Source organism: Trichlorobacter sp. (assembly GCF_034008105.1).
Classification (GTDB): domain Bacteria; phylum Desulfobacterota; class Desulfuromonadia; order Geobacterales; family Pseudopelobacteraceae; genus Trichlorobacter.
Window position 1 is genome coordinate 67,821 of sequence record NZ_JAVEPN010000010.1, and the last position, 16,863, is coordinate 84,683.

Consider the following 16,863-nt stretch of genomic DNA (forward strand, 5'->3'; position numbering starts at 1 on the left):
GATGGAACTGAACAATAAACATAGTACTGTCATGGGCCTCGCCAAGACCGGCGTGGCCTGTGCCCGTTTTTTGGCCAGTCGCAGCGCACGGGTGACCGCCACCGACCTGCGGGACGAGCAGGCGCTGACAGGTGTGCTACGGGAACTGGCCGGGCTCGGGATCCGTTTTGTGCTGGGACGTCATGAGGAGGCTGATTTTACCGAAGCCGACCTGGTGGTGGTATCTCCCGGCGTGCCCCAGGAACATCCGCTGTTGGCGGCTGCCAGGGCCAGAGGGGTAGCGATCATCAGCGAGGTGGAACTGGCGGCCCGCTGCATCACGGCGCCCCTGGTGGCGATCACCGGCACCAACGGCAAGACCACCACCACCACCCTGGTTGGCGAACTGTTTAAGGCCAGCGGCTTTGCCACCTACGTGGGCGGCAACATCGGTGATCCGCTGATTGATCTGCCGGCCAGTGGTGAGCGGGTGGACGTGGTGGTGGCCGAGATCAGCTCCTTCCAGCTGGAATGGATCGAACAGTTTCGACCCACGGTGGCGGCCCTGCTGAACCTGAGCGAGGACCACCTGGACCGCTATGACAGTTATCAGGCCTACATCGACGCCAAGCTGCGCATCTTTGAGAACCAGGGTCCTGAGGACTATGCCGTGGTCAACCGTGACGATGAACGGGTCTGGCAGGCTGCTCAGGGACTGACCGCGCGACTGTTTCCCTTTAGTCGCAAACAGATGCTGGATGAGGGTATCAGCTGTCTGGGCAGCGAGATCGTCTATCGTCATCAGGGGCAGGAACTGCGCTTCCCGATTGCCAGCTTCAAGCTGCAGGGGGTCCATAACCTGGAGAATATTATGGCGGCCCTGGCCTGCGGCCTGCTACTGGGCTGCGATCAGGCAAAAAGTCAGGCGCTGCTGGAACGGTTTGAGTCGCTGCACCATCGGATGGAGTTTGTGCGTGAGGTGGCTGGGGTGCGCTACTACGAGGACAGCAAGGCCACCAACGTGGGCAGCGTGGCGCCGGCCCTGGAGAGTTTCGACATCATCACCCTGATCGCCGGCGGCAAGGACAAAGGCGGTTCCTACGGGCCACTGGCCCCGCTGGTCAAAGAGCGGGTGCGGCATCTGCTGCTGATCGGCGAGGCTGCCGAGCGGATGGAGCGGGAACTGGGCAGCCTGACCGACACCCGGCGGGCAGCCACCCTGGAAGAGGCGGTGCGTCTGGCTGCACAGCTGACCCCGCCGGGCGGTGTGGTGCTGCTGTCACCGGCCTGTTCCAGCTTCGATATGTTCAGGGATTACGAGGAGCGGGCGCAGCGTTTCATTGCAGCGGTCAAGGAGCTCTGATGGCAGCCGACAAAGGCCAGTTCAGGCTGGCGGATTATGACCTGGTGTTGCTGCTGATGGTGGTGGCGCTGACCTCCTTCGGGATTGTGATGGTCTATTCCGCCTCGTCGGTGATGGCTGCCAAGAACTTCCACGACGGCGCCTATTTTCTGAAACGCCAAGGGCTGTTCGCCCTGGTGGGGTTTGGCGTGGCGGCGGTGGCCATGCGGATTGATTATCACCACTGGCGCAAGCTGGCGGTGCCGATCTTGCTGGTCAGTCTGGCGCTGCTGGTGCTGGTGTTGATTCCGGGCATCGGCGGTAAGGTAAAGGGGGCCACACGCTGGATCCGGTTACCCGGTTTCAACCTGCAGCCGTCGGAGTTCGCCAAGATTGCGCTGATCATGTACATGGCCTATTCGCTGGAAAAGAAGTCGGACAAGATCAGGTCGCTCTCCTATGGCTTTCTGCCCTACATGGTGGTGCTGGCGGCCATGTTGCTGTTGATCCTGAAACAGCCCGACCTGGGGGCGGCCCTGACCCTGGCGGGCGTCGCCATCCTGATGCTGTTCGCCGCTGGCACACGGCTGGTGTTCATTCTGGGGACGATGCTGATGGCGGCGCCGATTGTGGCCTTTCTGGTCTTTCATTCGGCCTACCGCCTGCGCCGGATCAAGGCCTTTATGAACCCGGAACAGGACCCGACCGGTATCGGCTGGCAGATCATCCAGTCCAAGTACGCCTTTGGCGCCGGTGGCCTGTTCGGTCAGGGGTTGGGGGAAGGCAAGCAGAAGTTGTTCTATCTGCCCGAGGCTCACACTGACTTCATCTTGTCGGTGGTGGGGGAAGAGTTGGGCTTTCTTGGTGTGGTGGTGATTATCGGCATGTTCTTTATCCTGGTGCAGCGGGCCATGCGGATCGCCATGGCGGCCCGCGACCCCTTCGGGCGTTTTCTGGCCTTGGGGATCGCGGTCCTGTTTGCCATCGAGGCCAGTGTCAACATGGGGGTGGTCACCGGTCTGTTGCCCACCAAGGGGCTGGCGCTGCCGTTTCTCAGTTACGGTGGCAGTTCGCTGCTGATCAGCCTGCTGGCGGTGGGCATTCTGTTGAACATCTCGTCCGGCCTGAAGTTAACGCCGTTGACGGAAGGAGCTGCATCATGAGGCTGATCATTGCCGGTGGCGGTACCGGCGGCCATCTCTTTCCCGGCATCGCCGTGGCCGAAGAGTTCCTCAGCCGTGATCCGGCCAACCAGGTGCTGTTTGTCGGCAGCAGCCAGGGGATCGAGGCCCGTACCATCCCACGTCTTGGCTATCAACTGGAATTGATCTCGGCGGCCGGCATCAAGGGCAAGGGCAGCCTGGCCAAGCTGAAAGGGGCCGCCATGCTGCTCTACGGCTATGCTCAGTCACGTAGAATTCTGCGCGATTACCGGCCTGATCTGGTGATGGGGGTTGGCGGCTATGCCTCGCTGCCGATGGTGCTGGCGGCCCGTGGTCTGCAGGTGCCGCGCTTCGTGCATGAGCAGAACGCCCTGCCCGGCATGTCCAATAAGCTGCTGGCCAAGGTGGCCGACCGCGTCTTCATCTCGCTGGACGAGGCAGCCAAGTACTTTCCGGCCGACAAGACGGTGCTGACCGGCAATCCGCTGCGGCGGCAGATACTGGAACAGCTGGCGGGGAACCAGGTGGGCCGCACAGAGCCTATGGAAGGTCAAGGTCAATCCTTTCACTTGTTCGTCTTTGGCGGCAGCCAGGGGGCCCATGCCCTGAATGTGGCACTGCCTCAGGCGCTGGCCACACTGGATGCTGCCTACAAAAGTGGTCTGAGGGTGACCCATCAGACCGGTGAAAAGGACTATGAACAGGTCTGTGCCGCCTACCGCGAGGCCGGCATAGCCGCCGATGTGCGGCCGTTTATCGATGACATGGCCAGCCAGTACCGCTTGGCCGATCTGATCGTCTGCCGGGCCGGGGCCACCACCATCGCCGAGGTAACCGCCCTGGGCAAGGCCTGTCTGTTCATACCGTTTCCCTATGCCACCGACGATCATCAGCGCAAGAACGCCGAAGCGTTGCTGAAAAAGGGGGCCTGCGAGCTGCTGCTGGAACAGGAGATGGGCGGCAATGGTCTGGCAACGGCCATCACGCGTCTGATGGACAATCCGAAAGAGTTGCAGCGGCTCGGCGACAACGCCGCTGGTCTGGCCCGTAAGGATGCTGCCAGGGTGATCGTTGACGAGATGTTGAATGCGCTAGGAGCGAGGTAGCCCCATGTACGGAAAGATCGAAAAGATTCACTTCGTCGGTATTGGCGGTATCGGCATGAGCGGCATCGCCGAGGTGTTGTTGAACCTGGGTTACAAGGTGTCCGGCTCTGACCTGCGAAGTTCCGATATAACCGAACGGCTGGCTGGCTTCGGGGCCGAGATCGGCATCGGTCACCAGGCCGAGAACCTGCAAAACGTCGATGTGGTGGTGATCTCATCGGCGGTGCATGACGACAACCCGGAGGTGGTCGAGGCGCGGCGGCTGCATGTGCCGGTCATCCCGCGGGCCGAGATGCTGGCCGAACTGATGCGGATGAAGTTCGGCATCGCTATTGCCGGTACCCACGGCAAGACCACCACCACCTCCATGGCAGCCTCGATTCTGGGTCATGCCGGCATCGATCCCACCATCGTGATCGGCGGCAAGCTGAACGCCATCGGCAGCAACGCACAACTGGGCCAGGGCAAGTTCCTGGTGGCCGAGGCCGATGAGTCGGACGGCTCGTTCCTGGTGCTGTCGCCGACCATCGCGGTGGTCACCAACATCGACGCTGACCATCTGGATCACTACTCCGGCATTGAAGAGATCAAGGACACCTTTGTGGAGTTTATCAATAAGGTGCCGTTCTACGGGCTGGCGGTGCTTTGTCTGGATGACCAGAACATCCGCGAGATCCTGCCACGGGTCAAGAAGCGCTATATGACCTATGGTCTTTCAGCCCAGGCCGACATCCGCGCCACCCATGTCAGGCATGACGGTTTCAATACCTCCTTTGTGGCCCACTACAAGGGCTATCGGCTGGGCGAAGTGACCTTTCCGATGCCCGGCCCCCACAATGTGCTCAACGCCATGGCCTGCATCGCAGTGGCCATGGAGCTGGATGTGCCCTTTGCAGCCATTCAGGAAGGCTTTGCCAAATTTGGTGGTGTGGGCCGACGCTTCACCGTTAAGGGACAACCCCGGGGGATCATGGTGGTAGACGACTACGGTCATCACCCGGCCGAGATCAAGGCCACGCTGGCGGCGGCCCGACAGGGATGGCCGGAGCGGCGTATTGTGGCGGCCTTCCAGCCCCACCGTTACAGCCGTACCCATGAACTGTTCGACGAGTTCGTGACCGCCTTTTACGATGCCGACGTGCTGGTGCTGACCGATGTCTACGCCGCCGGCGAGCAGCCGATAGAAGGGGCCACGGCCGAGCGGCTGGCCGATGAGGTGAGTCGTCACGGCCAGAAGGATGTGACCTGGATTGGTGACCGGGAGCTGATCCCCCAGCACCTGGCCGGCATCGTCAAGGAAGACGACATTGTCATCACCCTCGGCGCGGGAAACATCTGGCAGCAGGGTGAGGCGCTGGTCAAGCTGCTCTCGTAAACGGCCCTTTTCCGCCCTGGCTTCGTCAGCCTGCGGAATGTCTTGTGCGGCGTACGGCTTGTGTACGCCTCCGCGCCATTCTTTGGCTGCCAAACCCAGAACGAAAAATTGCTCGTTTACCTGATTAGGAAACACTATGGCAGAACAGGCACAGCACATAGGCGAAGGTTTTCGCGGGGAGTTGCGCTACGACGAGCCGATGAGCCGCCATACCTCACTCAAGGTGGGCGGTCCGGCCGACCTGTACGCCGTACCCGAAGACGTTGACGATCTGCAGGCCTTGGTGCGGCAGCTTGCAGAGCAGCAGATACCGTGGCTGGTCATCGGCAGGGGCTACAACCTGCTGGTGCGGGACGGCGGCATCCGTAGTGCGGTGATCTCGCTGGAGCGGTTCAGCCGGATTGAGGCAGTAGGCGATGGACGGATACGGGCCGAGGCCGGTGCCGAAAACCTGGCAGTGGTCCGCTTTGGCCAGCAGCTGGGTCTGGGGGGCATCGGGTTCATCTCCGGCATCCCCGGCACCATCGGCGGCGCCATACGGATGAACGCTGGCGCCTATGGCGAGGGACTCTTGCAGCGTACCGCCTGTATTACGTTGCTGCGTGACGGTGCGGTTTGCGAGTTCTGCATTGACGAACTGGACTACGGCTACCGTCGGCTGGACCTGCAACCAGGCGATCTGGTGCTGGCTGCCACCCTGCAGCTGGTGCCCCGCGACCCGGCTGAGACTGAAGACGAGGTGCGCAAGGATCTTGAACTGCGGCGCAGCAAGCACAACGTCGGTCACCCCAGCGCCGGTTCGTTCTTCAAGAATCCAGCCGGTCAGGCCGCCTGGCGGCTGATCGACGCTGCCGGACTACGCGGTGCCTCAGAAGGTGGCGCACTGGTGTCGCCGGTACACAGCAACTTTCTGGTCAACAGCGGCAACGCCACGGCAGCTGATTTTCTGGGGCTGTCGGAGCGGGTCAAGGCAGCAGTGCTTGAGCAGAGCGGCGTGGTGTTGGAGGAAGAGGTCAGGATCGTGGGGGAAGAACCATGAAGACGAAACGGATCGGCGTGTTGATGGGCGGCCTGTCGGCCGAGCGGGAGGTGTCGCTCAAGAGCGGCATGGCCGTGCACCAGGCACTGCTCAAGCTGGGCTACGACAGCGTTGCCATCGACGTGGGACGTGATCTGGCCGAGGCACTGCGCAAGGAGCGCATCGAGCTGGCCTTCATCGCCCTGCATGGTCGCTACGGCGAAGATGGCTGTGTGCAGGGCTTGCTGGAGCTGATGCAGATTCCGTACACCGGCTCAGGTGTCCTGGCCAGTGCCCTGGCGATGCACAAACTCTATAGCAAGCAGGCCTTTGCTGCGGCTGGTCTGACGATTACACCCTATGTCGCAGTGCGGCGGGGCGAGACCGTGACGGTTGAACAGCTGCCCTTCGGGCTGCCGGTGGTGGTCAAGCCGGTGCAGGAGGGCTCGTCAGTAGGGGTGGCCATCGTCAAGCAGTCGGCCGATCTGCAGGCTGCCCTGGATGACGCCTTCCGCTACGACGACCAGGTGCTGGTGGAGGCCTACGTCAAGGGTCAGGAGGTGCAGGTCGGCATCCTGAACGACCAGCCGATCGGTGCCATCGAGATCATCCCCAAACGTGAATTCTATGACTACGAGGCCAAGTACACCGACGGACTGGCCGAGCATGTCTTCCCGGCCCGATTGAGTCCTGCATTGTACGCCAACGTACAACAGCTGGGGTTAAAGGCCCATCAGGCTCTGGGCTGCTCCGGCTACAGCCGGGTGGATTTTCTGGTGACTGAGGCCGGTGACTGCTACCTGTTGGAGGTCAACACCCTGCCGGGCATGACTGCCCTGTCGCTGCTGCCGGAGATTGCCCAAAAGGGTGCCGGGCTTGATTTTGAGACCCTGGTGGAGCGGATCATCGGCTCAGCCGCCTTGAAAACGGGCCATAACGCACCATGATGACCGACCTGCGGCATATCGGCTCCAAGCCGAACCGCAAGGTGGCGCCTAACCGGACCAAGGTCCGCAAGGAGCCGATCGATCTGCGTAAGTACCTGCTGCCGGCTATCCGGTATGGCAGCAGCGCCGGTCTGATCATCCTGGTGGGGGGGCTGCTGGCAGCAGCCGTCAGGGGGTTGCTGCAGGCGACACCCTTCCCGGTACAGAAGGTTGAGGTGCGCGGTGCGCAACGCTTGAACCGCGAGGAGATTGTGGCCTTGACCGGCGTGGTGCCGGGACAGAACCTGCTGAAGCTGCGGCTGAAGACCGTCGGACAGCAGGTGGGGCGCAACCCCTGGGTGGCCACGGTACGGGTGCAGCGTTTCTTCCCCGGTACGGTGGCGGTCAGCATCACCGAGCGCAAGCCGGTGGCGGTGGTCAATCTGGGGTTGCTCTACTACCTGGACACGACGGGTGAGCCGTTCAAGCCGCTCAGTTTTGGTGATGCCCTTGATCTGCCGGTGGTGACCGGGCTCAGCGAAGAGGGTTTGGCGGCCGATCCGGCCGGCACTCGCGGGGCCCTCAAGTCGGCCTGCGAGCTGCTGGCAGCCCTGCAGCAGCAGGGATCATTTATCCTTGCGGATGTGTCGGAGATTCATTACGATAGGGCCCACGGATTCACCCTGTTTACTACCTCCGGCGCAGTACCGATCAGAATCGGCACTGACGACTTCCCCGGCAAGCTGGCCCGTTTCGCCCGGATTTATCAGACCCTGATGACGCAACAGCCTGGGCTGCACTACATCGATCTGGATTATAGCGACCGGATCGTGGTCAAGAAGAGCTGACGGGCAACCGTCCGGCAAACTCCCAAGGGAGGACTGCAATGTCCGCAAAGAGAGACAACCTGATCGTCGGCCTCGACATCGGCACGACCAAGATCTGTGCCATTGTCGGCAATGTGACCGAGGACGGCATCGAGATCGTCGGTATCGGTTCCAGCCCATCCACCGGCCTGCGCAAGGGTGTGGTGATCAATATCGAGAGTACGGTGGCCTCCATCAAGAAGTCGATAGAAGAGGCGGAGCTGATGGCCGGCTGCGAGATCAAGTCGGTCTACGCCGGCATCGCCGGCGGTCACATCAAGGGGATCAATTCCGATGGGGTGATCGCCATCAAGAACCGTGAGGTCAACCAGGACGACGTGCGGCGAGTGATCGACGCCGCCAAGGCGATCAATATCCCGATGGATCGCGAGGTGATCCATATCCTGCCCCAGGAGTTCATCATCGATGAGCAGGATGGCATCCGTGAACCGCTGGGAATGAGCGGTGTGCGTCTGGAGGCCAAGGTGCATATCGTCACCGGTGCGGTCACCAGCGCCCAGAACATCGTCAAGTCCTGCAACCGGGCCGGACTGGATGTGGCCGACATCGTGCTGGAGCAGCTGGCCTCTGCCGAGGCCGTGCTGTCACCGGACGAGAAGGAACTGGGGGTCTGCCTGGTGGATATCGGCGGCGGCACCACCGACATCGCGCTCTTCGTTGATGGGGCCATCAAGTACACCTCGGTGATCTCACTGGGGGGCAACCATCTGACCAATGACATCGCCGTGGGACTGCGTACCCCGATGGCCGAGGCGGAGAAGATCAAGCGCAACCACGGCTGCTGTCTGGCGGCCCTGGTGGGCAAAGATGAGAAGATTGAGGTGCCCAGCGTGGGGGGACGCAAGCCCCGCGAGCTTTCACGCAGTGTGCTGTGCGAAATTCTGGGGCCACGGGTGGAGGAATTGTTCACTCTCGTCAACCGAGAAATCGTCAAGTCGGGACTTGAAGATGCCATAGCTTCTGGGGTTGTAATTACCGGCGGATCCAGTATACTGGAGGGCATGCCGGAGCTGGCAGAACAGATCTTCAATCTGCCGGTGCGGCGTGGCTTCCCCCAGAAGATCGGGGGCTTGATCGATGTGGTCAACTCACCAGCCTACTCCACGGGGGTCGGTTTGATCATCTACGGCAGTCGCAACATCGGACCACGTGAGTTTCCCGCCACCAAATCGGAAGACAGCATCTTCAGCACCACCACACGGCGCATGAAGAACTGGTTCCGGGAGTTCTTCTAGAATTCTCCGGCGGTTGGCTTGCGTGTAGGCAATCTGTGCATGTAATGACATTCAAATACAGCAAAGGGGGAGCGGATGTTCGAATTTGACGAAACCATCGAGCAAAGCGCAGTCATCAAAGTAGTTGGCGTGGGCGGCGGCGGTGGTAATGCCGTCAACACCATGGTGGCCAGCGGCATCAACAAGGTGGATTTCATTGTTGCCAATACCGATGCCCAGGCCCTGCGCTCTTCCCTGGCGCCGGTCAAGGTGCAACTGGGTGGCCAGCTGACCAAAGGACTGGGAGCAGGCGCCAATCCCAACGTGGGGCGCGATGCGGCCCTGGAAGATCGTGAAAAGCTGGCTGAGCTGCTCAAGGGCGCTGATATGATCTTCATCGCCGCCGGCATGGGTGGCGGCACCGGCACCGGCGCTGCGCCGGTCATCGCCGAGGTGGCCCGTGAAGTGGGCGCGCTGACGGTGGGCATCGTCACCAAGCCGTTTTCCCGTGAAGGCAAGCTGCGCCAGCACAAGGCCGACGAAGGCGTACGGGCACTGAAGGAGCATGTCGATTCGCTGATCATAATCCCCAATGATCGGTTGATCAGCATTGCTCCCCGTTCGCTGGGTATCCTGGACGCCTTCAAGCCTTCCGACGATGTGCTGCGTCAGGCGGTGCAGGGCATCTCCGATTTGATCACCACCTCCGGCTTCATCAACGTCGACTTTGCCGATGTCAAATCAATCATGAGCGAGCGCGGTATGGCCATGATGGGTATCGGCATCTCCAATGGCGAGAACCGTGCCGTCGATGCAGCCACCAAGGCGATCTCCTCGCCGCTGCTGGAAGATATCGATGTCTCCGGCGCCCGTGGCGTACTGGTCAACATCACCGGCTCTTCAAGCATGACCATGGACGACTTTGACGCCGTCAACAAGACCATCCACGAGAAGGTCCACGAGGATGCCAATATCATCGTCGGTGTGGTGATTGACGAGTCACTGGGGGATACGATCAAGGTGACCGCCATTGTGACCGGCTTCGGTGACCGCTTTGAAATGGCCGAGCGCAACCGTGGTTTTGCGCCGCTCGGCGTGGCTGTGGCCAAGCAGCCCAACGTGATCAATATCGAGACCCCGACCTTTATCCGTGATCGCCAGAAGCCGGACAGCCCACGCCCGACACGGCACGTCGGATCGGTCTCCTTTGACGACGAGGACCAGTACGACATCCCCACCTTCCTGCGTAAGTCGGTGGACTAACCTCTATAAACGCTTAAGGAGCGGTGTCTGACGATGTCGCTTCTTCCTGCCCGGCTTCCTCCCCCCCTCCTTGGATGCCGGGCCTTTTTTTATTCCGCTTCTCCGCTTCCAAGGTCACGGCGCTAGCTGCGTTGGCTTTGTCAACGTTCCGCGGGTCAGGTGTTACAGTCGTGGGCGTACATCATCGCCAGGCGGGCCCGGTTCTCCAGACACTGTGGGCAGATCTCGCCGCTATCCTTCCATATCTCTTCCGCCAGCCAGGCCCCGGCCTCAAGAAAGACCGAATCAGCCGGCTGCGTCTCGTCAAACTCCTTGCCGCAGATCGTGCAGTGCTTCACGGCTCCACTCCAATCACCCGCATAGCGGCCCGGTATTCATCTGCCAGTCTAGTGCGGTCCGTGACCTGAAGCACCTCCCAGGGAAGTGTTGCCTCCAGTGATAGTGTGTCAGTTACCGTCTGTTCAGGATCGATATGGCATGCCTTGGCCGCCTTCCGGAGGTTCAGGCCGGCTGCCATCTGCAGGATCAGCGGCATCAGTTCTCGACCGCCACGGGACAGCAGTGCCTGCAGTACACAGCCCTGCAGCTCCTCCACCTTCAGGCGCACATTGGGGATCGGTCGCAGACCTTTTTCCAGCAGGGCCACCTTGCGTTTCAATTCGGCCAGTGGACACATGCCGGCCCACTGCAGTGGGGTAGACGGCTTGGGGATGAACGGATTGACCGACAGCGTGATTTCGCCCAGCCGTTTGTGGGCCCGGGCCTGTTCAACGACGGTCCGCTGGATCGCGGTGGTCAGATCGATCAGCTCCTGCAGGTCCTGGTCAGTTTCGCCGGGTAGACCGATGATGAAGTAGAGCTTCAGGTTGAGGATCCCGGCCTGGGCCACCTGATCGGCGGCAGCTAAGATCTGCTCGGCGGTCAGGTTCTTGCGGATCATGTCCCGCATCCGTTGTGAACCGCCCTCCGGGGCCATGCTGATGGTCCTGTGGCCGCTCTTGACCAGCAGATCCAGCAGGCCGGGGGTCAGTCGGTCAAGGCGTAGCGACGAGAGCGAGGGGGAGCCGCCTTGCTCGACGATGAAGCGGCACAGTTCTTCGATCTGGCGATGGTCTGAGACGGCGGCACCTACCAGGCCGATGGTTGAGCGGTGCTTGAGGCCTTTCAGGCAGGCAGCCTTGAGCGCATCCAGGGGTTGTTGGCGAAACGGCTGCCAGACGAAGCCTGCGGCGCAGAAGCGGCAGCCTCGCGGGCAGCCACGACTCACCTCAATCAGGTACATGTTTCCAAACTCGGTTTCCTCGGTCAGGATCACCGACTGCGAAGGTGGTGAATCGTCAGGAGCACAGATCCGTTCGACCGGTTGCGGTGGCGTTAATGCCGGCACATAAATCCCGGGCAGGGTTGCTGCGTGCCGCAGTAACTCCGCCCGTGGCAGCGCCGTGTGATCAAGCAGGAAGGCGGACAGATCGGGGATCAAGGTCTCACCCTCGCCGACAGCGATCAGGTCGAACAGCTCGGCTGCCGGTTCGGGGTTCATGAAGCAGGCCGCGCCGCCGGCAATGACCAGGGAGTGACGGGCGTCCCGCTCTGCAGCCAGCGCCGGTATGCGGCCCAACTCGAGGATGCGGGGAATGTTGATGAAGTCAGGCTCAAAGGAGATTGAAAAGGCGATCACGTCAAAGTCGGACAGGGGGCGTTCGCCTTCCAGCGAGACCAGGGTGTCACCAGATTTTACATAGGCGGTCAGCTCGTCACGGTCCGGCAGAAAGGCCCGTTCGCAGACGATCTCGGGCTGGTCATTGAACAGTTGATAGACCGCCTGAAACCCCAGGCTGCTCATGGCCGTCTCGTAGCGGTTGGGGTAGACCAGACAGACCGAGAGTGCGCCACCACGCCCTGGCGGGATGGCTCCGGTTTCTGCAGCGCGTCTGCGCCGTAGTATCTGCTGAATCTGCCAGTTCATAAATGTCGTGGAATAGAAAAGGGCGCCGCACATCTGCGGCGCCCTGAAGGTAGCATGGAGTCAGTTCGTCTGGCTAGCCTTTGCTGATGGTCACCGTCAGGCTGGCGGCTGGTTTGGCCTGCAGCGCGTTCAGGCCAGCAGCGGGGAAGTGGCTGGGTGCTATGGCCAGGCCAGCCGGAACGGTTGCCTGAATCTGCACGGTCAGGCTGGCCGAGGCGCCGTTGGCGCTGACCGTTACTTGGTCGCCGTCAGCTACAGCCAGCTTGGCGGCATCAGCAGTGGACAGGCGCAGGGTGGCTGCCGGGGCTACCTGCAGGTTGTTGGCTGACCAGCTGGTGTAGCTGCCATTGTGGCGCAGGAACGGTGCGATCAGCAGGGTCATGGAACCGGTGGCCGGTGCCTGCGGGGTAACCACGGCAAAGGCAGGGCGCTCCAGGCGCTTCTTGGCTGCTACGCTGATCTCTTGCTGCAGGGCAGCCAGGCTGGGGATGGCGCCGACGGTCAGGCGGGCGTACAGGTCGCCCAGGATGACATAATCGGGACGGGCATCGCCGGCTGGTGCGGCTGCGGCACTGAAACGCTGGGTGCGGTTATCGACGGTGGTGAATGAACCGGCCTTTTCGGCCACGCTGGCAGCCGGCAACACCACATTGGCCAATTGTGCGGTGGCGGTGGGGAACAGGTCTAGCACCACCAGACACTCCAGCTTCTTGAGAGCAGCTTCAACCCGGGCACGGTTGGGCAGCAGCTGCAGCAGGTCGCTGCCCATGACGTACAGGGCGCGAATCTCGCCGGCTTCAATGGCGTCGATGATCTGCAGCAGGTCTTTGCCCCCATCTGCCGGGGCAACGCCCATGTCCAGCATCCCCTGGGTGTTGTTTTTCTCATCGATCGGGAACAGTTCGGCGCCGGTCAGCAGGGCCAGGTTGATGGCGCCGGTCACGGCGGCTACGCTATCGGCGCTGCGCATGAATTCATGGCCATAGACCACGGCCACTGAACCGTTGATAAAGGAAACGGCGTCGTTCAGCTCAGCCTCGGACAGGCCGGTGGCGGCCTGGATCTGGTCGTAGCTGGCAGCGGTCAGTGTTTGCTTAAAACCGTCCAGCCCTTCAACGGCACCGGCGTTGAGTTTGTTCTGGCTGAGGGCCGCCTTGGCCAGGCCCAGGGCCACAAATCCTTCGGAACCGGCCTTGTAGCGCAGGCTGCTGTTTGCAAAGCCGTCCAGCGAGGTGGGGCGGGCCGAGGCGATCACCAGTTTGGCATCATGCTTGGTGGCAGCCTTGATCACCCGGTAGCCGAAACCAGCCGACTCGGCCTTCAGGTCGGAACCCAACACGATGATGCAGCCGGCCTGCTCCAGGGTGTCCATCGGCTTGGTGGCGCCGGTCATGCCGATCATGCGGGCCTGGATGGCCTGGGCCGGGGCGTAGCCCAGCCGAGCCTCGGAGTCCAGGTTGGGGGAGCCGATGGCCTGGGTGATCAGTTTGGCGAACAGGAAGTTCTCTTCGTTGGTGGCGCGGGGCGAGCCGATGCCAGCCACGGCCTTAGGGCCGTACTTGCTGACGATCTCTTTGGTGGCGGAGGTGGCAGTTGCCAAGGCGGCATCCCAAGTAGTGGCTTTCAGGTTGCCGGTCACATCTTTGATCAGTGGTGACGACAGACGCTCGGCAGCATTGAAGGCACTATAGCCGAAGCGACCGTTGATGCAGAGGTTGCCGTTGTTGTAGGTGCTGTCGTCGCTGGTGACCCGGGCCACCTTGCCGTCTTTGACGTGGTACTCGGTCTGGCAACCGGAGGAGCAGAAACCGCAGATGCCGCTCTTGACCTCAAAGGCCCAGGGGCGGCCACTGAATTTGAATGGTTTGCTGATCAGGGTGCCGGTGGGGCAGGCGGCGATGCAGTTGCCGCAGAAGTCGCAATCCAGCGGTTGGCCGGATACGGTCTCAACCACGGAGCGGTCGCCGCAGGACTGGGTCTCGATGGCGCCCACGCCGGTGATCTCACGGCAGACCTTGACGCACTTTTCACAGAGGATACAGCGGTTAGGGTCGCTCTCCAACAGTTGCCAGTCATAGCGGATCGGCAGCCGCTCCAGGTCGGCGCTGTACTCCTGCTTGGCCACGCTTAAACCGTAGCAGGTGTCCTGCAGGTCGCACTCGCCTGCGGCGTCGCAGACCGGGCAGTCCAGCGGGTGGTTGACCAGCATCAGCTCCATGGTCTTCTTGCGAATCTGCTCCAGTTCCGGTGACTGGGTGGTAACCTTGATCCCTTCCTTAACCGGGGTGTTGCAGGCGGTCATCGGGCGGGCCACGCCTTCCACATGCACGGCGCAGACCCGGCAGGCGCCGGTGGTGGAGATCTTCTCCAGCCAGCAAAGGGTCGGGATGGTGATCCCCAGGGTGCGGGCCGCCTCCAGGATGGTGGTGCCGGCCGGCACCTGGACATCGGTGCCGTCGATGGTCAGGGTGATGGTCTTGTTGGTGTCACAGGATTCGCAGTGTGCCATTGATATATCCCTATTTACGCTCTTAAATTTTCTATCTACAGAAACAAACCGCGCTAATTACAGCGCCACCATGGCCATGCGGTAGCAGCGCAGACAACGGTCGGCCTCGGCTTGGGCAGTGGAGTCACTGAAGCCCAGCTCAACCTCGCTATAGTTGCCTTTGCAGGCCCGCTCTTTGCCGTGGACCTCTTTCTGGTTGGCGCGGTCTGCCGAATCCAGCCAGGAGACCTGTTCATTCTTGTCATACACGCCCAGGTAGGTCAGCAGGTCTTCGAAGATCTCCTGCTCGGTCAGATAGGCCGTGCCTTCCTCAAGGTAGCGTACGATAACGTTGGCGGCGCGGTGGGCGTTGCCGATGCAGGCCACCACCGTCAACGGGCCGATCTCGGCGTCACCGCCGGCGAACACGCCGTCACAGTCGGTGATCAGGGTGCGGGAGAGCGGGTTGCCCATGCTGTCGTTCAACGCCTTGCCGGCAGCATCCTTGAGCGGCAGATGTTTGGTGACCACGGTGTTCCACTTGGTGATGTCGATCCCCATATCGGGTGGGATGAAGCCCAGGTCCGGGTCCTGGCCGATGGCCGGGATCACGGTGTCACACTCAACCACAAACTCGCTGCCCGGTACCGGCTCGGGACGACGACGGCCGGAGGCATCCGGCTCGCCCAAGGCCATCCGCACACATTCTACGCCGGTCACCTGGTTGTTGTTGTCCACCAGAATCTTGGTGGGTAGTACCTGGAACTCGAACTTGACACCTTCTTCGTCAGCACCGTCCACTTCCCAGACATCGGCCGGCATCTCTTTGCGGGAGCGGCGGTAGAGCAGGGTCGATTCTTCGGCACCTTCACGCAGGGCCACCCGTACGCAGTCGATGGCGGTGTTACCGCCGCCCACCACGCAGACCTTCTTGCCCATGCCGGTGGGGCGGCCCATGTAGGCCTCACGCAGGAAATCGATGCCACCTGGCAGGAAGCCTTTGTACCCTTTGTCCTCGCCCTCAACCCCCATCGGTTTGGAACGGTGGGCGCCCGGTGCCAGGAACACGGCGTCATGCTTTGCTTTAAGCTCAGACAGGGAGATGTCCTGGCCGACGCGGCAGTTGTAGACGATCTCAACACCCATCGACTGGATGATGTCGATATCGCGCTGCAACAGGTGACGCGGCATCCGGTAGGCCGGAATGCCGACGGCAACCATGCCGCCGCCGTAGCCTTCCGGCAGCGCCTCATAGATGGTGCTGCGGTAGCCTTGCAGGGCCAGGTAGTAGGCGGCAGCCAGGCCGGCCGGGCCAGCGCCGACGATACCGATGGTCTTGTTCTTCATCGCGGCGGTATTGGCCGGGTGCTGCAGCTTATGCAGCCACTCGTAATCGGAGGCGGAGCGCTTCAGCACCATGATGTTGATGGCATCGTCCACATTTTTGCGGCGGCAGGCGGTCTCGCAGGGGTGCGGGCAGACCCGGCCGCAGACTGCGGGCAGCGGCATGTTTTCGCGGATGGTGGCCAGTGCGTCGCTGTACTGATAGTTTTTGATCTCTTCGACATACTTGGGAATATCAATGTGGGCAGGGCATTTGTCCATGCAGGGGGCGGTGATCTTGTGCAGGTACTTCTCGCCCTTTGGCGTACGACCACCGTTGCAGTAGGCTGCGAAATCGTCCCGGTAGTGCTGCACCGCATCCAGTATCGGCTGGGTCGAGCTGGGACAGAGGGTGCACTTGCAGTTCTGCAGCAGGGCGTTTAGGTCAGCTACCTGCTCCAGGTCGGTTTCCGTGGCCTGACCGCTGACCACCTTTTTGAGCAGGTCGGCCAGTACCTTGGTCCCTTTTTTGCCGGGGGTGCACTTGCCGCAGCAGTAGAGCGTCTGTACACGCTGCATATACTCGGCTGCCATGGCCGGCACGTCGACGTCCTTGTCAAATACGATCAGTCCGTCCCAGCCCATAAAGGCCCGCAGCGGCTGTTGGCCGTCAAAGGCCACCGGCAGCCGAAAACTGGCTGCTGCCGGCTCGCCGGTTGCGGTTCGGTTGTCAACGACGTTTCTGCCCCACGTGGAAAATACGACCTGTGCCACAGCTACCTCCGCAACACAAAAGCTAAATTATTTTGGTAG

13 protein-coding genes are annotated in these 16,863 nt (G+C 61.6%); 9 read left to right on the top strand and 4 right to left on the bottom strand.

Features of this window, described 5'->3' with window-relative positions; genetic code table 11:
* The first annotated feature begins 1 nt into the window (after position 1).
* The 9 genes from murD to ftsZ all read left to right on the top strand — a co-directional run bounded on the left by murD (position 2) and on the right by ftsZ (position 10,273).
* On the top strand, positions 2-1,342 hold the full coding sequence (murD, locus tag RBQ93_RS07670; RefSeq protein ID WP_320371515.1) for a UDP-N-acetylmuramoyl-L-alanine--D-glutamate ligase: 1,341 nt from the start codon (positions 2-4) through the stop codon (positions 1,340-1,342).
* Positions 1,342-2,484, top strand: a complete 1,143-nt coding sequence (gene ftsW, locus RBQ93_RS07675) for a putative lipid II flippase FtsW (RefSeq protein ID WP_320371516.1) — start codon at positions 1,342-1,344, stop codon at positions 2,482-2,484. Before murD ends, ftsW begins: the two co-directional genes overlap by 1 nt.
* Positions 2,481-3,590: an undecaprenyldiphospho-muramoylpentapeptide beta-N-acetylglucosaminyltransferase gene (murG, locus tag RBQ93_RS07680; RefSeq protein WP_320371517.1), complete on the top strand. Its 1,110-nt coding sequence runs from the start codon at positions 2,481-2,483 to the stop codon at positions 3,588-3,590. Before ftsW ends, murG begins: the two co-directional genes overlap by 4 nt.
* A 4-nt stretch (positions 3,591-3,594) precedes the next feature.
* On the top strand, positions 3,595-4,965 hold the full coding sequence (murC, locus tag RBQ93_RS07685; protein ID WP_320371518.1) for a UDP-N-acetylmuramate--L-alanine ligase: 1,371 nt from the start codon (positions 3,595-3,597) through the stop codon (positions 4,963-4,965).
* Positions 4,966-5,101: 136 nt separating this feature from the next.
* Positions 5,102-6,004: a UDP-N-acetylmuramate dehydrogenase gene (gene murB, locus RBQ93_RS07690; RefSeq protein ID WP_320371519.1), complete on the top strand. Its 903-nt coding sequence runs from the start codon at positions 5,102-5,104 to the stop codon at positions 6,002-6,004.
* Positions 6,001-6,930: a D-alanine--D-alanine ligase gene (locus RBQ93_RS07695; RefSeq protein ID WP_320371520.1), complete on the top strand. Its 930-nt coding sequence runs from the start codon at positions 6,001-6,003 to the stop codon at positions 6,928-6,930. The genes murB and RBQ93_RS07695 overlap by 4 nt, the downstream gene beginning before the upstream one ends.
* The gene (locus RBQ93_RS07700; protein WP_320371521.1) at positions 6,927-7,757 is read left to right on the top strand and encodes a cell division protein FtsQ/DivIB; all 831 of its coding nucleotides are present in this window, start codon (positions 6,927-6,929) and stop codon (positions 7,755-7,757) included. The genes RBQ93_RS07695 and RBQ93_RS07700 overlap by 4 nt, the downstream gene beginning before the upstream one ends.
* A 38-nt stretch (positions 7,758-7,795) precedes the next feature.
* The gene (gene ftsA / locus RBQ93_RS07705; RefSeq protein WP_320371522.1) at positions 7,796-9,031 is read left to right on the top strand and encodes a cell division protein FtsA; all 1,236 of its coding nucleotides are present in this window, start codon (positions 7,796-7,798) and stop codon (positions 9,029-9,031) included.
* Positions 9,032-9,106: 75 nt separating this feature from the next.
* On the top strand, positions 9,107-10,273 hold the full coding sequence (gene ftsZ, locus RBQ93_RS07710; protein WP_320371523.1) for a cell division protein FtsZ: 1,167 nt from the start codon (positions 9,107-9,109) through the stop codon (positions 10,271-10,273).
* Positions 10,274-10,428: 155 nt separating this feature from the next.
* On the opposite strand, the gene RBQ93_RS07715 is transcribed toward ftsZ, so the two are convergent.
* The 4 genes from RBQ93_RS07715 to RBQ93_RS07730 all read right to left on the bottom strand — a co-directional run bounded on the left by RBQ93_RS07715 (position 10,429) and on the right by RBQ93_RS07730 (position 16,824).
* Positions 10,429-10,611 carry a hypothetical protein gene (locus RBQ93_RS07715; protein ID WP_320371524.1) on the bottom strand — a complete coding sequence of 61 codons (183 nt, stop codon included), beginning with the start codon at positions 10,609-10,611 and terminating at the stop codon, positions 10,429-10,431.
* Positions 10,608-12,239: a radical SAM protein gene (locus RBQ93_RS07720; RefSeq protein WP_320371525.1), complete on the bottom strand. Its 1,632-nt coding sequence runs from the start codon at positions 12,237-12,239 to the stop codon at positions 10,608-10,610. The genes RBQ93_RS07715 and RBQ93_RS07720 overlap by 4 nt, the downstream gene beginning before the upstream one ends.
* Positions 12,240-12,312: 73 nt before the next feature.
* Entirely contained in the window at positions 12,313-14,748 is a 2,436-nt protein-coding gene (locus RBQ93_RS07725) for a molybdopterin-dependent oxidoreductase (protein ID WP_320371526.1), read from the bottom strand.
* Positions 14,749-14,805: 57 nt separating this feature from the next.
* The gene (locus RBQ93_RS07730; protein ID WP_320371527.1) at positions 14,806-16,824 is read right to left on the bottom strand and encodes an FAD-dependent oxidoreductase; all 2,019 of its coding nucleotides are present in this window, start codon (positions 16,822-16,824) and stop codon (positions 14,806-14,808) included.
* Positions 16,825-16,863 lie beyond the last annotated feature (39 nt).